The 21,760-nt window shown below is 41.9% G+C and carries 11 protein-coding genes; 2 read left to right on the forward strand and 9 right to left on the reverse strand.

Annotated elements, in window-relative coordinates; all coding sequences use genetic code 11:
* Positions 1-86: 86 nt before the first annotated feature.
* The 3 genes from QTN47_RS16370 to QTN47_RS16380 form a co-directional block, all read right to left on the reverse strand.
* Positions 87-2,429, reverse strand: a complete 2,343-nt coding sequence (locus QTN47_RS16370) for a PSD1 and planctomycete cytochrome C domain-containing protein (RefSeq protein ID WP_369330476.1) — start codon at positions 2,427-2,429, stop codon at positions 87-89.
* Between the two features lie 573 nt (positions 2,430-3,002).
* A complete protein-coding gene (locus QTN47_RS16375) occupies positions 3,003-3,596 on the reverse strand; it encodes a carboxymuconolactone decarboxylase family protein (protein ID WP_369330477.1) in 594 nt (197 codons plus the stop codon).
* A 61-nt stretch (positions 3,597-3,657) separates the two neighbouring features.
* Positions 3,658-4,224 carry a peroxiredoxin gene (locus QTN47_RS16380; protein ID WP_369330478.1) on the reverse strand — a complete coding sequence of 189 codons (567 nt, stop codon included), beginning with the start codon at positions 4,222-4,224 and terminating at the stop codon, positions 3,658-3,660.
* Positions 4,225-4,630: 406 nt separating this feature from the next.
* On the opposite strand from QTN47_RS16380, the gene QTN47_RS16385 reads away from it, so the two are divergent.
* Complete coding sequence (locus tag QTN47_RS16385; protein WP_369330479.1) at positions 4,631-5,971, forward strand: GntP family permease; 1,341 nt, start codon at positions 4,631-4,633, stop codon at positions 5,969-5,971.
* Positions 5,972-6,552: 581 nt separating this feature from the next.
* Positions 6,553-7,701: a serine hydrolase domain-containing protein gene (locus QTN47_RS16390; protein ID WP_369330480.1), complete on the forward strand. Its 1,149-nt coding sequence runs from the start codon at positions 6,553-6,555 to the stop codon at positions 7,699-7,701.
* 2,140 nt (positions 7,702-9,841) lie between these two features.
* Here the strand turns inward: QTN47_RS16390 and QTN47_RS16395 are convergent.
* The 6 genes from QTN47_RS16395 to QTN47_RS16420 form a co-directional block, all read right to left on the reverse strand.
* Entirely contained in the window at positions 9,842-11,176 is a 1,335-nt protein-coding gene (locus tag QTN47_RS16395) for an MFS transporter (RefSeq protein WP_369330481.1), read from the reverse strand.
* A 232-nt stretch (positions 11,177-11,408) separates the two neighbouring features.
* Entirely contained in the window at positions 11,409-13,175 is a 1,767-nt protein-coding gene (locus QTN47_RS16400; protein WP_369330482.1) for an alpha-amylase family glycosyl hydrolase, read from the reverse strand.
* Between the two features lie 341 nt (positions 13,176-13,516).
* Positions 13,517-15,850, reverse strand: a complete 2,334-nt coding sequence (locus tag QTN47_RS16405) for a glycoside hydrolase family 65 protein (RefSeq protein WP_369330483.1) — start codon at positions 15,848-15,850, stop codon at positions 13,517-13,519.
* A 611-nt stretch (positions 15,851-16,461) separates the two neighbouring features.
* Positions 16,462-17,115, reverse strand: a complete 654-nt coding sequence (gene pgmB / locus QTN47_RS16410; RefSeq protein WP_369330484.1) for a beta-phosphoglucomutase — start codon at positions 17,113-17,115, stop codon at positions 16,462-16,464.
* A gap of 24 nt (positions 17,116-17,139) precedes the next feature.
* Complete coding sequence (locus QTN47_RS16415; protein WP_369330485.1) at positions 17,140-19,005, reverse strand: glycoside hydrolase family 13 protein; 1,866 nt, start codon at positions 19,003-19,005, stop codon at positions 17,140-17,142.
* 101 nt (positions 19,006-19,106) lie between these two features.
* Positions 19,107-21,671 carry an alpha-amylase family glycosyl hydrolase gene (locus tag QTN47_RS16420; protein WP_369330486.1) on the reverse strand — a complete coding sequence of 855 codons (2,565 nt, stop codon included), beginning with the start codon at positions 21,669-21,671 and terminating at the stop codon, positions 19,107-19,109.
* Between the last annotated feature and the right edge of the window lie 89 nt (positions 21,672-21,760).

Below are 21,760 nucleotides of genomic sequence, written 5' to 3' on the forward strand. Positions count from 1 at the left end.
CGACGCAGCGATATTTTTATTGTTAAAGACGGAATTTTCAATTAGCGAGTTTTAAAAGCTGACTGCTGATAGCTAACAGCTCACAGCTATGACTTCGTTATTGCTTCTTCCATGTTATAAATCGCGCTGATGGTTTTCATCAGAGATGCCAGGGAATTCTGCTCCAGCCTGTCGTTCTTGTGGAATTCACCTACGTTCAAAGTTTTCTGTGCGTCCAGCTTCTTTTGTTTGAATTCCTGCAATTGATCGTCATAATAACTTTGGAGGATCTTCATCTCTGCGTCCGTTGCTTTTCTGCAAATGATCAGGCGGAACGCTTTGTTTATTTTATCCGTTGCAGAGCCAGGTTCCGCTTCCAGTTTTTGTGCAAGCACGCGTGATGCTTCCAGCACTGTCGGATCATTTAGCATGATCAATGCCTGCAGCGGCGTATTTGTCTTTAAGCGTTTTACTTCACATTGATCGCGGTTGCTGGCATCAAATACAATCATAGATGGAGGCGGCACGGTTAATTTGATAAACGTGTACATACCTCTTCTATATAAGGCATCGCCGTGATCCTGTTGATAAGTTGCTAATACACCTCTGCCACTTGATGCAGCTTCCCACAAACCTTTTGGCTGATATGGCTTTACACTTGGTCCGCCAATTGTTCTTACAAGCAATCCACTGCTTGACAGAACCATATCACGTACAAATTCAGCGGTTAACCTGTTGCGGGGACCATGCGACAAATAAACGTTTTCCGGATCAATACCTTGTTTTTGGTCCGTTGTTTTAGTTGACTGCCTGTAGGTGGCACTCATTACCATTTGCTTCATCAGGCGTTTAATATCCCAGCCGTGTTCCATAAAATCTATAGCAAGCCAGTCCAGCAGTTCAGGATGAGAAGGCAATTCGCCCTGCATACCGAAGTCGCCGGTTGTTTTAACAAGACCGCGACCAAAAACTTCTTGCCACATTTGATTCACAAATACGCGGGCCGTTAGTGGATTGTTTCGATCGATCGTCCATTCTGCCAATCCAAGACGGTTACGCTGAAATTTAGTCGTGTCATACTTCATTATAGCAGCAACGGCAGTTGGCTGCACTTCAACAGAGGGCGCATCGTATACGCCGCGTTTCAGTATATAAGTCTTGCGCGCCGTATCCAGTTCCCCCATTACAGAAACAGTAAGAGCGTTCGTATCTTTATAGTTGATGAATGAAAGCAGCTTCTGCCTGTCCTCTTGCGTAATTTGCATCAGCGGATTCTTGGCTGGTTTAGATGTGCTAACATCACCTTCATATCCTTTTTCTTTTGTATTGTTGAAAAATGCAAAAAGCTCGTAATAATCCTTCTGGCTGAAAGGATCGTATTTGTGATCATGACACTGAGCGCATTCTATTGTGATGCCCATAATACCCTTGCCATAAGTTTTTGTTTTATCAAGTATATATTCAATTCTGTACTCTTCCGGAATAACACCCCCTTCTTCTGTGTACTTATGGTTGCGGAAAAAACCGGTTGCGAGGATCTGTTCCTTGTTTGCATCAGGAAGCATATCGCCGGCAATCTGCCAGGTAAGAAATTTATCGTAAGGGAGATTTTCATTAAATGCATGAATTACCCAGTCGCGCCAGGGCCATTGAGAACGGATGTTGTCATCCTGGTATCCGTAAGAATCAGAGTAACGTGCTACGTCCAGCCAGTGCTGTGCCATTTTCTCTCCGTAAGCTGTGTTCTGCATCAATCTGTCGACAACCTTTTCGTAAGCATTCGGACTTTTGTCATTCAGAAAGTCATCCATCATTTGAATTGACGGCGGCAACCCGGTTAAGTCAAACGAAACTCTTTTTAATAGTCTTTCTTTATCAGCTTCTTCATTTGGAGATAAGCCCTTTTGTTCCATTTTCGCCATAATGAAATTGTCCAGTTCATTCTTTGGCCACTTTTCATCTTTTACTTTTGGAACCGGCGCTTTCTTTGGCGCAATAAAAGCCCAGTGGCGTTCATATTTCGCACCCTGTTTTATCCATTTTTTAAAAAGTGCAACTTCATGTTCGTTTAGTAATCCAAGATGCGATTCCGGTGTAGGCATCTGGTAGGTAGGATCCTGTGAACTGATGCGTTTGAACAATTCACTTTGTTCCGGTTTACCGGGCACAATAGCATATGCTCCCTTTGTTTCAGTCAGAGGCGCATAGGCAGATTCGGCAATATCCAGACGCAAGTGCGCCTGCCGCTTATTGGCATCGGGACCGTGACATGCGAAACATTTGTCTGATAATATCGGGCGTATGTTAAAATTATAGCTAACAACATCCGGCATCGACTCCGCAGATCCGTTCTTATTATTACATCCAACTGTAGCAGCAAGCAGCAAGGCAGAAAAACCGGCACCTATCCAAAGTAACCTGGATCGAAAAAAACAATCGCTATTGAACATTAGTGTTTTATTGGCAGCTTAATAATGTTCAACCAAATTACAGATTTCTGAGGTAGCTCCCAACAAATAATTCAAAATTTAAAAAGTTAATAGTGGATTTTATTGATTTTGAGGGTTGTTTGTACGAATGTCTGAACAAATGAACCTGAATGTGTACGGGGATTTTAAAACAGCAAAAAGCGCTCTGCGATTGGGATGAGAATTTTAATAAAATGATTGATTTTTGTCAAGACGGGCTGGGAGCTGCCGGGACCAGGATTTTTGGGATTTAAGGATTGACGGGATTTATTTAATATTAACCGGAATGTGAGTGGTCCGGGATATTGAAGCTTTTACTAAATAGATTCGAAGTAATTTCCGGCGCGCAACACCTGATACCTGATACCTGATACCTGATATCCGATATCTCAAAGCTAACAGCTAACAGCTGATAGCTAAAAAGCGTTACGAGCTGAACCTGACAGGTCCAACCCATAACGCATCAAAATCCTTCCTGGTGAACTAAATAAAATTACTCACGCCATCCTTCGCTACGATATACGTAAAACGTATAACTTACAACGTACAACCCCATTAAGCTAACACTGTGATCAGGCTTTTAACAATAGCGCCTAACTTAACTGATTCCAATACTCTTGCTTCAGAGCTGCCATGCTGCAGAACCGATTGTTCATGTGATGTTACGCACATTTCGCAACCATTGATGGAGCTGATCACAAGACTTGTTAATTCAAAGAATTCCTTGCCCAACACAGGATTCATCATGATGCTCATTTTGATACCTGCAGGCTGTGTGTTATAAAATTCTTTGTTGGTGAAATGACGGAAACGATAAAAGATATTGTTTGCGTTCATCAGTGAAGTGCACGCCACGATCTCTGCAATTTCTGCTTCTGTTGCGCCTTCTTCACGAGCCTGCTGTAAAAAGCTTTCTTTTAAAGGCTCATACTTTTCATTGGTTGCAACGGCCAATGCTAACAATAAAGCCTCTTTCTTATTTAAATATTGGGTGTTGTTAAGAACGTTCCCCACATTTATTTTAAGGTCTTTAATATAGCGATGTTCCGTTTCTAAGAGGGCGATAGTGGTTGATGAAAGATTATGGTCTGCCAATCCAAGATCGTTAAGCAAATTGGAGAATGTTTCGTTTTGAATAGCTGTACTCATAATTATAATGTTTTAGAAAAAGGCAGATGGTGATCATCTGCCTTTGCAAATGAAGTGTAGATTAGTTCATATTCAACTTAGCAGTCAAAGTCTCTTCGCCTTGTTTCCAGTTGCAGGGGCAAAGTTCATCTGTCTGCAAAGCATCCAACACGCGCAATACTTCCTGTACGTTACGGCCTACATTAAGATCGTAAACACTTACCCAACGCACAATACCGTGTGGATCGATAATGAATGTAGCGCGGTATGCAATCTTTTCTTCTGCATCCAGGATACCTAATTCTTCAGCTAAAGATTTAGAAGTGTCTGCCAGCATAGGAATTTTCAGGTCGCGCAGATCAGCGTGATCTTTTCTCCAGGCCAGGTGAACAAACTCAGAATCTGTAGAAGCACCGATCAATACCGTATCGCGATCTGCAAACTCGCTATTCTTTTTGCTGAATTCAGCTATTTCTGTAGGACACACGAAAGTGAAATCTTTAGGCCACCAGAACATTACTGTCCATTTACCTTCTGCTGTTGCTATTTCATTGGTGATTTCTGTAAACTCTTTTCCTTTTTCCAATGATACTACTGCTTTCTTCTTAAAAGCGGGGAACTGACTACCGATTGATAATACTTTGCTCATGTTTGTAAATTTTAATGCGTAACTACTTATTTTGTAATAAATAGATTTAAAATCGGGTGCAAAGATGCGGGACGGAAGTAATAGAAAAAAATTGTTAGTTTCTATTAATTCATAGATGAAGTCTATAATAATATTTAATTGACAATTGAAAAGGGACAATTGAAAATGACTAGCGGAGGAGAAACGAGTACGGGACAATTTGCAAGTCTGGACTCGCATCGTCACTTCAACTAAATCATGTGGTACACACAGCGAAGATGAGACGGCAGATCTGCATCACGCGCTCTGTGGAGCTCTGTGTCTTCTCCTGTATTTCTCCGTGTAGCCATAACTGTTATTAAGCACTATTAATCACCAATCATTGTCAATTTTCAACTTTCAATTGTCAATTAATCAAGTATCTTGAATGATGAATATTCCTCTTCCACAGGTTTTGCTTTGCCTTGTTGCAGGTATTGCCATTATTGTGTTGCTAACGTCTGTATGGCGTGTTCACGCTTTTTTTGCTTTATTGATCGCGAGTTTTGTAGTAGGACTTGGCATGCAAATGCCCGTTGAAGAGATCATTACGACAGTAAAGAAAGGCTTTGGAAATATTATGCAGTCGCTCGGGTTGATCATAGTATTGGGAACAACTATTGGTGTAATCCTTGAATACACGGGGAGCACCAGCGTACTGGCAAATTATATTCTTGGTAAAGTCGGACATAAACGGGCTCCACTTGCCATGAGCATCACAGGATTTATTGTTGGATTGCCTATTTTTTGCGACTCCGGCTATATAGTATTAAGTGGTCTCAACAATTCCATTGCACGGAAAGCGGCGCAACCTATAGCCGTTATGGCTGTCTCAATGGCAACGGGATTGTATTCTGTTCACTGCCTTATTCCTCCGCATCCTGGTGCTTCTGCCGCAGCAGGAACGATGGGTATCGATTTCGGCAAGTTGATCTTATGGGGAAGCCTGATTGCTATACCCGCTGCGTTGGTCGGCCATTTGTACGCGCGTTATTCCGGACGTAATACGCCTCTTTTACCTGAACATTCTGAAGAGGAAGAAAAAGGCACCGGCAACATAAATCCACCGTCCGTTATGCGGGCTTTTTTACCCATCGTTGTTCCGATTGTGTTAATCGCTTTAAAATCTTTCTTTTCGATTGAAGCTAAAGATGGAGGCTTTTTGATGAACATTATTTCCATATTGGGCGATCCGGTGATTGCCTTATCTATTAGTGTTTTGCTTGCTTTGAATTGTGGTCGTAACTGGAATAAAAAAACATTGGGAGCATTGTTGCAGGACGCTGCGGAAAAAGCAGGTGGTATTCTTGTGATCATAGGAGCGGGCGGTGCGTTCGGCGCTGTACTGGCTGAAACCAATATCGGCATGCATGTGAGTCAATCGCTTTCATTAAGCGGCATGGGATTGCTGTTTCCTTTTTTATTGACATGTTTGCTAAAAACTGCGCAAGGTTCGTCAACTGTGGCAATAATAACAGCAGCGTCAATTGTGCATCCGTTGTTACCCGCACTACATATTACAGGTTCTAACGGACCTATGCTTGTCGTGCTGGCAATGGGCGCCGGATCTATGTGTGTGTCTCATGCAAATGATGCATATTTCTGGGTGGTATCCAAGTTTTCAGGATTGGAGATGAAGACGATGCTAAAGACTTATAGTGTTGCGAGTATATTGATGGGAGTGACGAGTTTTTTGGCAGTGTGGGTTTTGTCATGGGTGATAGGATGAGGTTATTTAACCACAGAGGGCATAGAGTTTTTTTTCACAGAGTAACGCAGAATTTATACGATATTACTCTGACCTGAATCATAATATGTTTTGCCTCTGAGACACTGAAGCACAGAGGTCTTTTTCCTGTGTTACTTTGTGTAAAAACTGCTTTAACTCTGTGGTAAAACCTCCGCTTAGATTATCTTAACAACAGAAGTTGCGAACTGAAGCTAGCAGTCTCAATTTTTTGCTATGTTCAAAAGATCAAGGCAAGCGCGAAAGCCTCCGGCCGCTTTGCCGCCAGCGCCTCTCCAAAGCGCAGCCATTGTTCACTCTTTTCAATTAGCTTCTACCGATTATTATTTTCAGTAGTATTTCTGTCTCCCTTCAAACGATTGCCCTTTAATCTTTTTTACACAGCTCTTTAATCTGGTATCAGCTCATGTAATTGCTATCTCCTACACTTAAGTACTTCGTCAATCCTACTTCGCAGTTTTTAATTTTCGTCACTGAGCTCAAATTTTCTTTCTGTGAAACTCCGTGAAAAACTCTGTGTTCTCTGTGGTTAAAAACCCCCACTAATGTTTAACTTGAGCAGAATGAAAAACAACGACTTAAAATTACTACTTCCGTCATTTTCAATTGTAAAATTTCCATTGTCAATTACTTTCCTGCTTATAATCGGCTTGATTGTTTCGTTCTCCGGGAAAGCGCAGTTGTCTCAGAAGCTGGATTCGCTTTTCAAATCCCAATCACCAACGGAGCCGGGATTTGCACTGATGATCCGGCAGAATGGAAAGGAGATATATAATAACGTGGTGGGTATGGCGAATGATTCGATAGGCTATAAGATTACAGATCGCACCAACTTCCGTATGGCTTCTGTTTCCAAGCAGTTTACAGCGATGGCTATTCTTCTTTTGGAGAAAGATGGAAAACTTTCAGTGAATGATCCTATTTCCGAATATTTTCCTGAGTTACCCGCTAATGTTGGAAAACCTGTTCTTGTGCGCCACCTGCTTACTCATTCTTCAGGCATTATTGATTATGAATCATTGATTCCGGATACCCGGACAACACAGGTGTTGGACAAAGATATTTTGGATTTAATAGCGCATACCGACACAACTTATTTTAAACCTGGCACGCAGTTCCGCTACAGCAATTCAGGATTTTGTCTGTTGGCATTGATCATCGAGCGTGTGTCGCATCGATCTTTTGCTTCGTTCATCAAGACAAGAATTTTTGCACCGCTGCAAATGACAGAATCAACTGTTTATGAAAAAGATTCATTAATTCAATATCGTGCGATGGGATATGCGCGTGACAATAACGGCAGGATCATTTTCTCAGATCAAAGTATAACCAGTGCAACTAAAGGAGACGGTGGCATTTATACTTCGTTACATGATTATGCAAAATGGACAAAAGCATTGGAACAAAATAAGTTGATCGATTTATCTGCTGCATTGAAGCGCCTGCATTTCGCTATCAACAATTGGCCAGACAGATATTATGCCGCTGGCTGGTTTGAATTGATCGGCAGCGAACATGTACTGTTTCATTCAGGCAGCACATGTGGGTTTAATAATTATGTGATCTTAATTCCGGAAAAGAAAGTAAGCATTGTGTTCTTTTCCAATCTTGACGACAGGCTGGCAACATTTGAAGCAATCATTCAGATTTTGAAAAGCGAGGGTTTTGGAGATTTCAGCGATGTGTTTTGGCTACATAGGTTAACAAGTTAGATAAGGTTGTCAGTAATTGGGTTAATGTCCTACGGACAAGAATGGTCATGTTGTCTGCTTGTTCTATTGAGCTTAATGCCCTACGGGCAAGGCTGGTGAAATTGCAAGTTGTTTTGTTTGGTGAGGCTTCTTGCTTATCGCAAATAAAATCAAGTGTCGATATCAACATTCATTTATAATTTCGATCGATCAACACATTTATATCAAAATTTATTCCTTCCAGGAAATTAAATGTCCTACGTACAAGGTTGTTGAGACGTTTTATAATTGTTTATAATAGTCTGGTACTTCTTTATTGCAAATCAAAAATTTTCGGCTTGAACCATCGAGCTGCCAATTGCCCGTAGGGCATTAAGCTCAATAGAAAAGTTGCCCTATAATACCTTATTGTCCGCAGGACATATACACTGCGTTGAACGTATTAATCAACTCTCCGCGCTTTTCCTTGCCACTTTTGCTGATACTTTCCTGTTAGGCGTTTTTATCCTTCTTGCAGCCTGAAATTGCGTCTTGCTTCGGCGATGTGTTTGGGCTACATTGGTTAACGAGTTAGATTGGGTTGTCGGTAATGGGGTTAATGTCCTACGGACAAGAATGTTCATGTTGTCTGCTTGTTCTATTGAGCTTAATGCCCTACGGGCAAGGCTCGTGAAATTGCAAGTTATTTTGTTTGGTGAGGCTTCTTGCTTATCGCAAATAAAATCAAGTGTCGATATCAACATTCATTTATAATTTCGATCGATCAACATATTTATATCAAATTTTTTCCTTCCAGGAAATTAATTGTCCTACACACAGGGTTGTTGAGGCGTTTTATAGTTGTTTATAATAGTCTGATACTTCTTTATTGCAAATCAAAAATTTTCGGCTTGAACCATCGAGCTGCCAATTGCCCGTAGGGCATTAAGCTCAATAGAAAAGTTGCCCTATAATACCTTATTGTCCGCAGGACATATAAATTGCGTTAAATATTCCAATCAACTCTCCGCGCTCTTCCTTGCCAATTTTGCTGATACTTTCCTGTTAGGCGTTTTTATCCTTCTTGCAGCCTGCAACTGCGTCTTGCTTCAGCGATTTGTTTGGGCTACATAGGTTAACGAGTTAGATTGGGTTGTTAGTAATGGGGTTAATGTCCTACGGACAAGAATGTTCATGTTGTCTGCTTGTTCTATTGAGCTTAATGTCCTACGGGCAAGGCTGGTGAAATTGCAAGTTGTTTTGTTTGGCGAGGCTTCTTGCTTATCGCAAATAAAATCAAGTGTCGATATCAACATTCATTTATAATTTCGATCGATCAACATATTTATATCAAATTTTTTCCTTCCAGGAAATTAATTGTCCTACACACAGGGTTGTTGAGGCGTTTTATAGTTGTTTATAATAGTCTGATACTTCTTTATTGCAAATCAAAAATTTTCGGCTTGAACCATCGAGCTGCCAATTGCCCGTAGGGCATTAAGCTCAATAGGAAAGTTGCCCTATAATACCTTATTGTCCGTAGGACATATACGCAGCGTTGAATATATTAATCAACTCTCCGCGCTCTTCCTTGCCAATTTTGCTGATACTTTCCTGTTGGGCGTTTTTATCCTTCTTGCAGCCTGAAATTGCGTCTTGCTTAAGCGATGTGTTTGGGCTACATAGGTTAACGAGTTAGATTGGGTTGTTAGTAATGGGGTTAATGTCCTACGGACAAGAATGTTCATGTTGTCTGCTTGTTCTATTGAGCTTAATGCCCTACGGGCAAGGCTGTTAATTCAAATTCAAATATTCATTTTAGATAAAGAAAAATCAAACCATATAAGTCAGGTGTCGGCCACGCCGACGTTTCTTTGCAAACAACTGATAAAGCTTAAAGCCCAAAGCTATAAGCTGACCGAAGCGAAATTTTTAAACCATATAAGGCATATAAGAGAATGTAAGAATTTTGTCTACGGTAACAATTGCACTTAAACGAGAATTAATTTACTTAGCCAGACCATACCTTCACCAGTGAACATTGACTATTCACTAGTTGTATAGAAGACATATAAGGAAATGTAAGTACCCAATGCAAAATCAATAAGAAAACCTTGGACGGCTACGAATTCCTTATATTCTCTTATATGCCTTATATGGTTTAAAAACAAATCCTACGGATTTATTTGTGTTCGTCTTTTACATTTAACACACTCACAGCCCCCAGTAACATACAAACACCGGCAATCACTATTGCATAAATGGCCTGTCCGTTATAAAAGTGTTTTACGATCCAGCCGCCGAAGAATCCATTGACGATCTGCGGAAATGTGATGAAGAAGTTGAAGATTCCCATATAAACACCCATTTTCTTCGCGGGTAATGATCCTGCAAGTATAGCATAAGGCATGGCGAGAATACTTCCCCAGGCCAAACCAATTCCAACCATGGATATCACCAACAGATCAGGATTACTGATGAAGTAAACAGATAACAATCCAAGTCCGCCGGCTATTAATGAAAATGCATGCGCCTTTTTACGACCAAATCTTTTTGCAATCAATGGCAGGCACAAGGCATACACAGCAGAAACGCCATTGTAAATACTGAATAAAACACCAACCCAGTTACCAGCATCGGCATAAGCGGCAGAATTGGTATCACCAGCAGGTACTTTATAGATATGCTGCGCCACAGCCGGGGTAGTAAATACCCACATAGAAAACAATGCAAACCAGGAAAAAAATTGAACCAATCCCAATCGTTTCATGGTGGCGGGCATATTGGCAAAATCTTTTGCAATAGCAGACAGGCCTTTGTGTTCTTCTTCAACATCAGTTGGCGCAAATGCCGCACGTTCTTCGGGAGAGTACTCTTTTGTTGTTGTGATTGTCCAGATTATCGAAGCTAGTAATATAAATGCGCCAATATAGAAAGACAGTTTCACATTAAAAGGCACAATGCCGGGATTATCGGTTTTTGCAACACCGAACCATTCTGTTAATATATATGGCAGTGCTGATCCAACAATGGCCCCTACTCCAATCAGGAAGGTTTGAATGGAGAACCCGACGCTTCGCTGATCATCCGGTAAATTGTCTGCAACCAAGGCACGAAAAGGTTCCATTGCAACATTGATGGATGCATCCATGATCATCAGCATACCTGCGCCAATAACCAATGGAGGCAAAATACTTGCAAGGAAAGAAGAGTTAGGCATCAGCACCAATGCAAGGGACGTTAGTATTGCACCAGCCAGGAAATAGGGACGCCTTCTGCCGAGTCTGTTCCAGGTACGGTCGCTATAGTGACCAATAATCGGCTGAATGATCATACCGGTTAGGGGAGCAGCGAGCCAGAATAAAGAAAGATGTTCTACATCTGCACCATAAGTCTGCAGGATGCGTGAGGCATTGCCGTTTTGTAAAGCAAATCCAAACTGAATTCCCAGAAATCCAAAACTCATGTTGAATATCTGCCAGAATGAAAGGCGGGGCTTTTCCTTTAAAAGTTGCATAGTTGCAATCGTTTTTTTAAACCACAGAGGACATAGAGTTTTTTTCACGGAGTTGCACAGAGTTTCTGTTTCGTGAAATGCTTCTTTGGGCGCTGCGGTAATTAATATATTGGCCATTGAGGCACAGATATTTTTCCGTGTAACTCTGTGAAAAAAACTCCGTGTCCTCTGTGGTTAACATTTTCTCAGTGGCTACAATTTATTTATTATTTCAATCGCCTCACATCTTTTCTCAATCTATTTCTAATATGACTGCGCGCATCGAAGGCACCTGTACATTAATCCCTTTACCTGCATTTTTCAAAGTACGCTTCCTGTGGCTTAAAATATCGGTTACTGTAACGGTTTGTTTGCTCAATGAAACTTCTGCCGGCAGTACAATATTTGTTGCCAAAGCCTTCTCCGCATGGAAATTAGCAACAACCAGCACCTTTTTCTTTTCAGTATATCTTACATAAGCAATCGTTTTATCTCCAGCCTCTGGCTGATCAATTACAACAAACTTTCCTTTACAAATAGCTTCGTTACTTTTTACTGCGTTTAATAAACTAACATAAAACGAACGTAATGCCTTTTGATCAGCAGACAATTTTGTTCCGTCAAAAGCACCATCATTCATCCACCGCTGATGCGCCGGAACTCCCCAATAATCAAACATGGTGGTACGGTTGTCATCGCCGCCAAAGCCTTCTTTTCCTTCACCCTTCTCTCCCACTTCCTGCCCGAAATACAGCATTAACGGACCGTTAGACAACGTTGCAGACACCACCATGCCAGGAACCGCTTTCCACGCATCCTGAGCGAAATCTTTAGATGCGATCCGTTCTTCATCATGGTTCTCCATAAACCGAAGCAGTTTGCCATAATAATTTGAGCGTTCATTGCTGGCAATGCTTACAATATCTTTCGTGTTGCCTTTCGCTTCATTCTTTGTCAACCGTTTAACAGCATCATACAATCCAACTTTATCATATAAATAATCAAAGCCACCTTCTCCCAGGTATTTGCGATAAACATCCGGGTTGTATGCTTCCGCAATAAACACAATAGCAGGATTCACTTTTCTTACTTGCGGAATGGCCCAGCTCCAAAATTCAACCGGCACCATTTCAGCCATGTCACAACGGAAACCATCAACATGTTTTCCAGCCCAAAACAGCAGGATATCACGCATTTTTGTCCATACAGGCGGTATCGGCTGGAAATGTTTTTCTTCTTTATTTAAATAATCAACACCGTAGTTTAGCTTGATGGTTTCGTACCAATCATCGATGGAAGGCTTATTGGAGAATACATTGTTTCCGGTTGCTTTCGCCGGACTTTCAGCAAACTTCCCGTCTTTTAACGGACTTTTGAAATCATCGCCTCCGGCATTTACACCTCCGGGGACAATAAAACTTTTTCCAGTGATATAATAAAAGTCGTTTGATGCAGAAAATGCTTTGGTAGTGTCATCGTTAACGCCAAATGTATTTGTTTTGGAATGATAGGTACGCGCAACATGATTGGGGACAAAATCAATCAGCACTTTTAATCCGTGTTGATGTGTACGATCAACCAGGGATTCGAACTCCTTCATTCGGCTATTGACATCTACGGCAAGATCGGGATCTACATCATAATAGTCACGAATGGCATAGGGAGAACCCGCGCGACCTTTTACAATGTCCGGATCATCTGGCTGAATACCAAAGGCCCGATAATCAGTCATTGTTGCATGTGCAATTACGCCAGTGTACCAAACATGGCTAACTCCAAGTTTCTTCAGCTCTTCTAACGCTTTGCCATTTATGTCGCCGAACTTGCCAACACCGTTTTGCTGAATTGAACCATAATATGCGTTCGTTGAGTTCGTATTGCCAAATAAGCGAACCATCATTTGATAGACGATCATCTTTTGGTCAACAGTATCTCGTTGCTGCGCGACCACAACTGTAGCTCGCAAGAAAAACACGAGTAGAATAAAGAACCAATTGAATATTTTTCGAACCTTTTTCATTGGCTGGGAATTTTGGGGATTGAACCATATAAGTAAAGTGTAGGCCGCGCCAACGTTTCCTGGCACAACTGATAAAGCTTAAAGCCCAAAGCTGACCGAAGCGAGGTTTTTTAAACCATATAAGTCATATAAGGTCGTATAAGACCTTACCTCCGGGGTTAATACTGACCAGAGTAGTTTATACCTACGCAGCCTGTTTGAGCCCTTCACCATTGACCATTCACTATTCACTAATTGGATATAAAGCATATAAGGGAATATAAGTCATCATCCTGTATTTAATTGTCCTACACTTTAAAAGTGTAGGACAATTAAATACAGCCCTCGACGTTCAAAAAAATCTATACTACTTCCACATTAACCTTTTCTGTTTTTATATCCAACTTCGTATGTGCATTTAACAAATATTCTTTTCCTTCTATTGTAATATTAACTGCTTTTGCTGAACGGTTGATTAAATGAACACCTTCTTTATTGATCTGCACATTTATGATTGCTGAACGGAAGGCAATATTAAATGAAAAGGCTTTCCATTTGCCGGGAATAAACGGATTAAAGATCAGCCGGTCATTTTGTACACGCATGCCCGCAAATCCATGCACGATACTCATCCAGGTTCCTGCCATTGACGTAATATGTAGTCCGTCTTCTGTGTCATTGTTGTAATCATTCAGGTCAAGACGGGCCGTGCGCAAATAGAATTCATAAGCTCGTCTTTCATCACCAAGCTTCGCGGCCAAAACAGCATGAACACATGGCGACAAAGAACTTTCGTGAACCGTTCTTGGTTCATAAAAATCAAAGTTTCTTCTTATCGTATCAAGATCATAATTCTCTTCAAAGAAGAAGATGCCCTGCAATACATCAGCCTGTTTGATGAAGCAGGAACGTAAGATCCTGTCCCAGCTCCATTTCTGGTTGATCGGACGTTGGTCTGCAGGAAGATCTTTCACCAATATTTGCTCTTTATCCAGGAACCCGTCTTGCTGAAGAAAAATTCCTCTTTCTTCATCAACCGGAAGGTACATATTGTCGATGATGTGCTGCCATTTACCAATTTCTTCAGCATCATTGAACTGAAGTTTATGAGTCAGTGTCCGGAATTTATCAGGAGCGGATTCACGTACAAATTGTACAGATTGGATGGCATAGTCCATGCACCAGCATGCCAGCATATTGGTGTACCAGTTATTGTTTACGTTATTTTCATATTCATTCGGACCGGTTACCCCCAACATCACATATTGCTTACGTGCCTCGCTCCAGTTAACACGCTGGTTCCAGAACCGCGCAATGCCAATCAATACTTCCAGTCCATAATCTGCCATATAGCTTTTATCGTCTGTATAGCGTATGTAATTATAAATTGCATAGGCTATGGCGCCGTTGCGATGAATTTCTTCAAAAGTGATTTCCCATTCGTTGTGACATTCTTCCCCATTGATCGTTACCATCGGGTATAACGCGGCACCCTTGTTGAAGCCAAGCTTCTCTGCATTTTCAATTGCTTTACCTAATTGATTGTAGCGATATAGCAGCAATTGTTTCGTAACCCTGGCATCAGCTGTTGCCAGGTAAAAAGGCACGCAATATGCTTCGGTGTCCCAATAAGTAGAACCACCATATTTTTCACCTGTAAAGCCCTTGGGACCTATGTTCAATCTTGCATCCTCGCCCGTATAAGTCTGGTTCAGCTGAAAAATATTGAACCGGATTGCCTGCTGTGCGGAAACATCTCCATCAATAACAATATCGCTTTCCGCCCATTTGGCTGCCCAGGCTTCTTTCTGCTCCTGAAGCATCATATCAAAGCCTTTGGCTACAATTGCATTCACCTGCATTTCGCAAGCAGACAGCAATTGCTCACGCGGATGATTTTCCGAGGAAAGATTCGCAGCATACTTATAGATAACCGTTTCTTCGTTTGCTTTAACAGCAAGACTGCAGGAGATCCCAACAAATTTTTCTTTTGTGATCGCTTCTGTCGGCAGATCCAGCTGCTCACCTCTCTGCGTAACGCAAAAATGCATTCCGGAACAAACATCAAAGCCGGTTTTCTTTGTGCGAAGCGTAATGAAAGCACCGGACGGATGTACATCTCTGCTTATTTCGTCCCAGAACTTTTCATCGTAATTTGAATCCTGGTTTTTTATATCACCATCAATAAAAGGTGTTATAGTAAGGAGGCCGCTAAAGTTTAATGGAGTAACCGAGTAGCTTATCACACCTGTCTCATCATCAACTATGCTGCAAAAACGTGTTGAAGTAACTGCCACTTGTTTGCCCGATGGTAAAGTCGCGGTAAAGGAACGCTGCAGATAACCTTCTTGCATATTCAGCTCGCGGCGAAAAGATTCTACTGTGCATGTATGCAGATCCAATTCTTCGCCATCTATCTGAACGCGAATGCCGATCCAGTTGGCAGCATTGAGCACTTTGGCAAAATATTCAGGGTAACCATTTTTCCACCAACCAACGCGCGTTTTATCGGGATAATAAACGCCTGCAATATAATTTCCCTGAAGTGTTTCTCCTGTATAGGTTTCCTCAAAATTACCACGCTGGCCCATGCGGCCATTGCCGACGCTAAATATGCTTTCCGAAATTTTATTGTAGGAAGGAACAAAACCTTCCTCTATAATCTTCCACTCATCCGCTTTAATATATTGCTTCATATGCTGATTAAAACTTGATTCTAAAATTTATTTCCCGCTTTGCTATTGTTTCACGCGGCGAACGCTAAGAAGCGGCGGCGCGGCATTTTATTCGTAGCGTCGTTGCTCCGCTGCGGACGCTGCGTGAAACTTCTTCCGAAAATTTCTCGCGGCGGGCGCGGAGAGGCGGCGGCGCAGCGGTTTAATTCTTTGCGTCGTTGCTCCTTTGCGAGCTTTGCGTGAACCTTTCAAAAATTTCTCGTGGCGAGCGCGGAGAGGCGGCGGCGCAGCGATTTAATTCTTTGCGCCGTTGCTCCTTTGCGAGCTTTGTGTGAAACTCTCAAAAATTTCTCGCGGCGGGCGCGGAGAGGCGGCGTCGCGGCGTTTTAATTCTTTGCGTCGCTGCTCCTTTGCGGGCTTTGCGTGAAACTCTCAAAAATTTCTCGCGGCGGGCGCGGAGAGGCGGCGGCGCAGCGGTTTAATTCTTTGCGTCGTTGCTTCTTTGCGACCTTTGCGTGAACCTTTCAAAAGTTTCTCGCGGCGGGCGCGGAGAGGCGGCGACGCGGCGGCTTATTCTTTGCGTCGCTCCTTCTTTGCACCCTTTGCGTGAAACTGTATTCTCCGCGTGAAACTTATATTGATTGAATGTCGGCGATGGTTATTTTGTTGAGGCCGCTGACAAGGATGTCCGCGCCGTGCAAAATTTCGGCCGAGCCAATGCCTACCGTATGCATGCCTGCCCGCTTCGCTGCTTCAATACCAGCTTCGGCATCTTCAAAAACCACACAGTGCTGCGGCCGCTCATTCACCAACTCAGCGCCTTTTAAAAACACCTGCGGATCTGGTTTTGAAGCTGTCACGATATTTCCATCAACAATTGCATCAAACAACGGCAGCACACCTGTTTTATCCAATATCAGTTTCGCATTTTTACTGGCGGATCCTAAAACCACTTTATAACCTTTCTCCTTTGCTGCGACCAAAAAATCGTGTGCTCCCGGCAATAAGTTTTCAGGTGTCATCTGTTCTATCATTGCCAGGTAGGCGTCATTTTTATGTTTGGCCAATACCTGAATTTCCTCTTCTTCTTTTACCACATTTCCCCAGCTAAGGATCAGTCTTAATGAGTCTATGCGACTCACTCCCTTCAACTTTTCATTCTGCAATTCTGAAAAATCAAATCCCAACTCGTTGGCCATCTGTCGCCACGCTTTGTAATGATATACAGCCGTGTCTACAATAACGCCATCCAGATCAAAAATGCAGGTTGTAATAGTGTTTCCCATTCTTATTCAAAAGTTAATATTCAATTATTTCAATTCCAGTACCCACGAGGTCTTAGCCGGAATAGTGATCTTTTCTGCAATGGTTATATTATCACCGCTGACTATGTTAGTGGCTTGCGTAAAGCCTTTCGTTCTTTGTTCAAAGCGGGCTGTTGTAATTGTATGTTCTTTCTCTTCGGGATTTGCAATCACCATTACTGTTTTCTGATCATTATACCTGAAGTACACATACACACCATCTTCAGGCACATATTGCATTAATTTACCGGTTTGCAAAACTTCGTTGTTCTTGCGGTAATTGGCCAGTGTGCGGACAAAATTAAATGCATCATTTTCCTGTGCAGTTCTGCCTTCTGCAGTAAACTTGTTTTCCTTATCGCCTTCCCATCCTCCTTTAAAATCGAAGCGCACCAGGCCATCAGGATTAGAAAAATTCTTCATCAGAATTTCTGTGCCATAATACATTTGCGGTATTCCACGTGTGGTTAATAAGATGGAAAGACCAATTTTATATTTTGCAAGATCTTCACCAACCATCGAGTAATACCTGCTCATGTCATGGTTATCCATAAAGAGCAGGTTGCGGGTAGGATCTTTGTAAACGAAGTCTTCAGACAGCACACTGTATAATTTTGAGGCACCACTGGTCCAGCCGAATTTGCCATTCAGCGTTTCATAAATACCTTCTTTTACCGCAACATCTGTTACACCCGGAAGCTTCGTATCAAATCCCTGGTTGATCATGTTGCCTTCGCAATAAAAGGCCTGGCTTACCACTGAGTTTACCAGTGCTTCACCAAAAATGGAAAAGTTGGGATATTCAGTTTTCACGGCGGTCATCCATGAAGCCATAAACTTCAGATCATTGTATGGATAAGTATCTATACGAAAACCGTCAACGCCAGCATATTCAATCCACCACAGATAGTTTTGGGTAAGATAAGTTGCCACGTAAGGATTGCTTTCGTTCATATCAGGCATGGTTGGCACAAACCATCCGTCTACCTGCAACTTCCAGTCAATATCAGATCTGTAAGGATCCATTGCAGGTTGATCTTTATATGTTGTCTGCGTATACTTTGGCCAGGGATGCACCCAATCTTTCATGGGCATGTCTTTCATAAACCAGTGTTCATTGCCACAATGGTTGGGCACAACATCTTTAATAACTTTCAGACCGATGCTGTGGCATTTTTCCACATAACTTTTATACAATTCGTTTGTCCCGTAACGCGGATCAATCTTGTAAAAATCAGTTCCTGCATACCCATGATAAGATGCCTGCGGCTGGTCGTTTTCAATTTCCGGCGTCATCCATATAGCAGTAACGCCAAGATCCTTGAGGTAATCCAGGTGATTCATCACACCTTCTATATCACCACCATGACGATAATACATGGAGTCACGATTCAACGTGGTTTCCTTCATGCCTTTTACAATATCGTTTGTTTTATCCCCGTTGGAAAAACGATCCGGCATCAGCAGGTAAATAAAGTCTTTATTTGTAACGCCCTGCGCCCTGTTGGTTGAAGTATTTTTTTCTTTCAGCTCGTAGGCGTAAGTAAGTTTCTTTTCTTTTTTCTGATTTGATGAAAAACTGATATCAAACTTTCCGGGTTTTGCAGATGCATTAATATTCAGATCAATGAACAGGTAATTTGGATTTTCTACCTTATTCACTTTCACCAATTGCACACCCGGATAATTGATGCTAATGGCGCGTGATGCGATATTGTTCCCATGGACCAACAGCTGTAACTGCTGATTTTTCATCCCTGTGAACCAATTCATCGGTTCAACGCGATCGAGCGCAGCGATCGATTGTGCACCTACGTGTACTTGCGAAATGATAAAAACAAACGCGATAAAAAAAACAATCTTTCTTTTCATGAGCATTGTTGTTTCAAAATGAATCAAAATTCCTGAGACAAACCTGAGACCAATAACAAGTTAATATTTAAGATCACTTTTAAAATATCGATCTCTCAATTTTAGTTTAAAATGCTACTGCTGAACAAATGATATTCGCCCGGCTGCAGCGTTGCCGCATAATTTCCACTTACGGTTATCGCTGCGTTGCCATTCAGACAATCATACCAGGTTCCGGATGCCGGAAACGGGATTTTTACCTCCTGCGGCACCACGTCAAAATTGCCCACCACTACAACATTTGAATTCGTACCAGTAAGTTTTATAGATTTTGTTTTTCCACTTAAATCATACTGGAAATTGGTTGTTGCGAATACCTCATTGTTCTTTTTCAATGACGCCATTTTCGCGAACACATTATATAGCGCAACGCGACCGGGATCATTCCTGTAGTTCCACAGTATTGGCTTTTCGCCGGTTCTTCCGTTTTGTTCAATCGAAATATCGTAACCTAGTTCACCAAACTGCCAGATCATTTTTGGCCCGGGCATGGCAAACAAGAATGCAGCTGCCATTTTCTGCCGGTTCAGTGCTGTCGCCTCGTCCTTTACACTGTAACTACCAGAAGCATTTCCGTATTGAATGTTCTTGAACATCAGTCTTTCTTCATCATGGCTCTCTATATAGGTTACGAGATTGTAAGGTTGAGTAAAACCATGTGCAGAATAAAAACCTCTTGAAAGGTCTGAGCCATCGGAATAGCCCATTGTTGCCTGGTTCATGCTGGCATTCAAATTATTCCACAACATCATTCCTTCAGCAGAAAGTTCCTGTTCTTCCCTGTCTTCAGCAAAATGTTCGAGTATTACATAGAAATTATTATTATCAACAGTTTTGATGAAGTTGTTGTAGTCTTTCCAGATAGCAATGCGGCTTGCATCATACTGGCTCCATGCATTTACATCATCGCCTGAATTCTTTTGAGTGAACCCTTTTGACAGATCGAAGCGATAGCCATCTATTTTATATTCCTGCATCCAGAATCTCATTACATTTTTGCAGAAATATTTTGTAGCCTGACTTTCGTGATTAAAGTCGTATCCTACACTGTAAGGATGTGTTGCCTGCTGGTTAAACCACGGACTGTTTGCCGCCGGTTTGTCATTTTCAAAATACAATTGCACCATTGGTGACTGTCCGAACGAATGATTGAGCACCATATCTAACACTACCGCCATTCCTTTTTGATGACATTTGTCTATTAGTGCCTTCAGCTCATTTTTTGTGCCGTAGTATTTATCAGGTGAAAAGTAAAAATCAGGATTGTAACCCCAGCTTGAATTGCCTTCAAATTCATTAACTGGCATCAGCTCAATTGCGTTCACGCCTAAACGGCTTAAATAGCTTAATGTATCTTCAAGCGTTTTGTAATTATGCGCCGCCATAAAATCACGCATGTGCAATTCATAAATTACAAGGTTCTGCTTTTGCGGACGTGTAAAGTTTAAAACCTGCCACACATAGCTTGCCGGGTTTCCCTGCATGACACTCACTATGCCCGTAGTTTTTCCTGTCGGATAAGCTTTCAGGTTAGGATAGGTGGAAGCGTTAATATACTGGTCGTTATCAGGATCCAATATTTTTTCACAGTACGGATCTGCGATTTTCAGGCTGCCATTAACCAGGTATTGATAAGCATATTCTTTATTCGGATCCAGTCCGTCTATCTGAATCCACCATATATTGCCATCTAATGACCGCTTCATAAATCCTTTTGGATCTGGCTGCCAATTATTGAAATCTCCTATCACAAAGAGGTTTTGTTTACCAGGTGCATATAATTTGAAAATGGCAGACGTCCCGTTATTGATAAAAGTAACGCCGTCTTTCGCCCCGGCAGGAGGATCCGCAACTTCAACAATGCCTGTTAAAAGAAAACTTTGTTCAACGCTATTGTTGGCAACCACCTTGATTAACTGCGGACCGCCAACTGTTATTTTTGCCTTACCACTAATGGTTGTAGCATTGGCTGCTGAAGCAAATGTTACGCCGTTCAGCATTAAGGTGAGGTTTGCTGCTTGTGAAGAAATAGCTGATATGTTCACTTCATCACCGATAGCACTTGCATTAACACCCACCGGCACCGGGTTGAACTTTGGCTCAAACTCTGGATTGGTAAAGCGAAGATTTAATTGAGTGTGATCGTAAACCGGAATAAACATGTCGCTTCCATCAGCATTGCGCGCAACCTTAGATCCATCGGCATTGCGAAACAGAACCGCGAGCTTCAATATTTTTTCTCCCTGGGGAACATTATAAAAAGAACGGGGAACAAAGCTTATGGAGAATTTATTATTTCCCAAAGCCTTTGCTTTCGCCGCAGCAGGGGCTGCGACACTCCAATCGTACTTCACATATTTCCAGCCGCCATTGCTTTGATCTGTTACCACACCTGAATAGATGTAAACATCTCCTGCAACATTGCTCAGTTCTTTATTTCCTTTTGAAGCGTCGAATGTAATAACAATAGTATCGTTCGCCGAAGGAAAATCCGGAGACCATGTTATCAGGCCCTGCTGTTGTGTAACAGAAGGGGTAGCAGGCTGCTCCTGTGTAGGAGTACCTATTTTTTTACAGGCTACAGAAAATGCAATAAGCGTAAGAAAAAGGGAGAATACTCTTTTCATGCTATGAGCTTTCAGCTATGAGCTATCAGCCGTAAGACGTTACAACCATAATATTGGAGAACGCTTAAGGCTGAGAGCTGGAGCTGATT

It is taken from the genome of Danxiaibacter flavus (genome assembly GCF_041060425.1).
Lineage (GTDB): Bacteria > Bacteroidota > Bacteroidia > Chitinophagales > Chitinophagaceae > Danxiaibacter > Danxiaibacter flavus.

Excerpts from the sequence above, each read along its gene's own strand:
- QTN47_RS16370 (WP_369330476.1), bottom strand. The coding sequence starts at position 2,429 with ATGTTCAATAGCGATTGTTTTTTTCGATCCAGGTTACTTTGGATAGGT.
- QTN47_RS16375 (WP_369330477.1), bottom strand. The coding sequence starts at position 3,596 with ATGAGTACAGCTATTCAAAACGAAACATTCTCCAATTTGCTTAACGAT.
- QTN47_RS16380 (WP_369330478.1), bottom strand. The coding sequence starts at position 4,224 with ATGAGCAAAGTATTATCAATCGGTAGTCAGTTCCCCGCTTTTAAGAAG.
- QTN47_RS16385 (WP_369330479.1), top strand. The coding sequence starts at position 4,631 with ATGATGAATATTCCTCTTCCACAGGTTTTGCTTTGCCTTGTTGCAGGT.
- QTN47_RS16390 (WP_369330480.1), top strand. The coding sequence starts at position 6,553 with ATGAAAAACAACGACTTAAAATTACTACTTCCGTCATTTTCAATTGTA.
- QTN47_RS16395 (WP_369330481.1), bottom strand. The coding sequence starts at position 11,176 with ATGCAACTTTTAAAGGAAAAGCCCCGCCTTTCATTCTGGCAGATATTC.
- QTN47_RS16400 (WP_369330482.1), bottom strand. The coding sequence starts at position 13,175 with ATGAAAAAGGTTCGAAAAATATTCAATTGGTTCTTTATTCTACTCGTG.
- QTN47_RS16405 (WP_369330483.1), bottom strand. The coding sequence starts at position 15,850 with ATGAAGCAATATATTAAAGCGGATGAGTGGAAGATTATAGAGGAAGGT.
- pgmB (WP_369330484.1), bottom strand. The coding sequence starts at position 17,115 with ATGGGAAACACTATTACAACCTGCATTTTTGATCTGGATGGCGTTATT.
- QTN47_RS16415 (WP_369330485.1), bottom strand. The coding sequence starts at position 19,005 with ATGAAAAGAAAGATTGTTTTTTTTATCGCGTTTGTTTTTATCATTTCG.
- QTN47_RS16420 (WP_369330486.1), bottom strand. The coding sequence starts at position 21,671 with ATGAAAAGAGTATTCTCCCTTTTTCTTACGCTTATTGCATTTTCTGTA.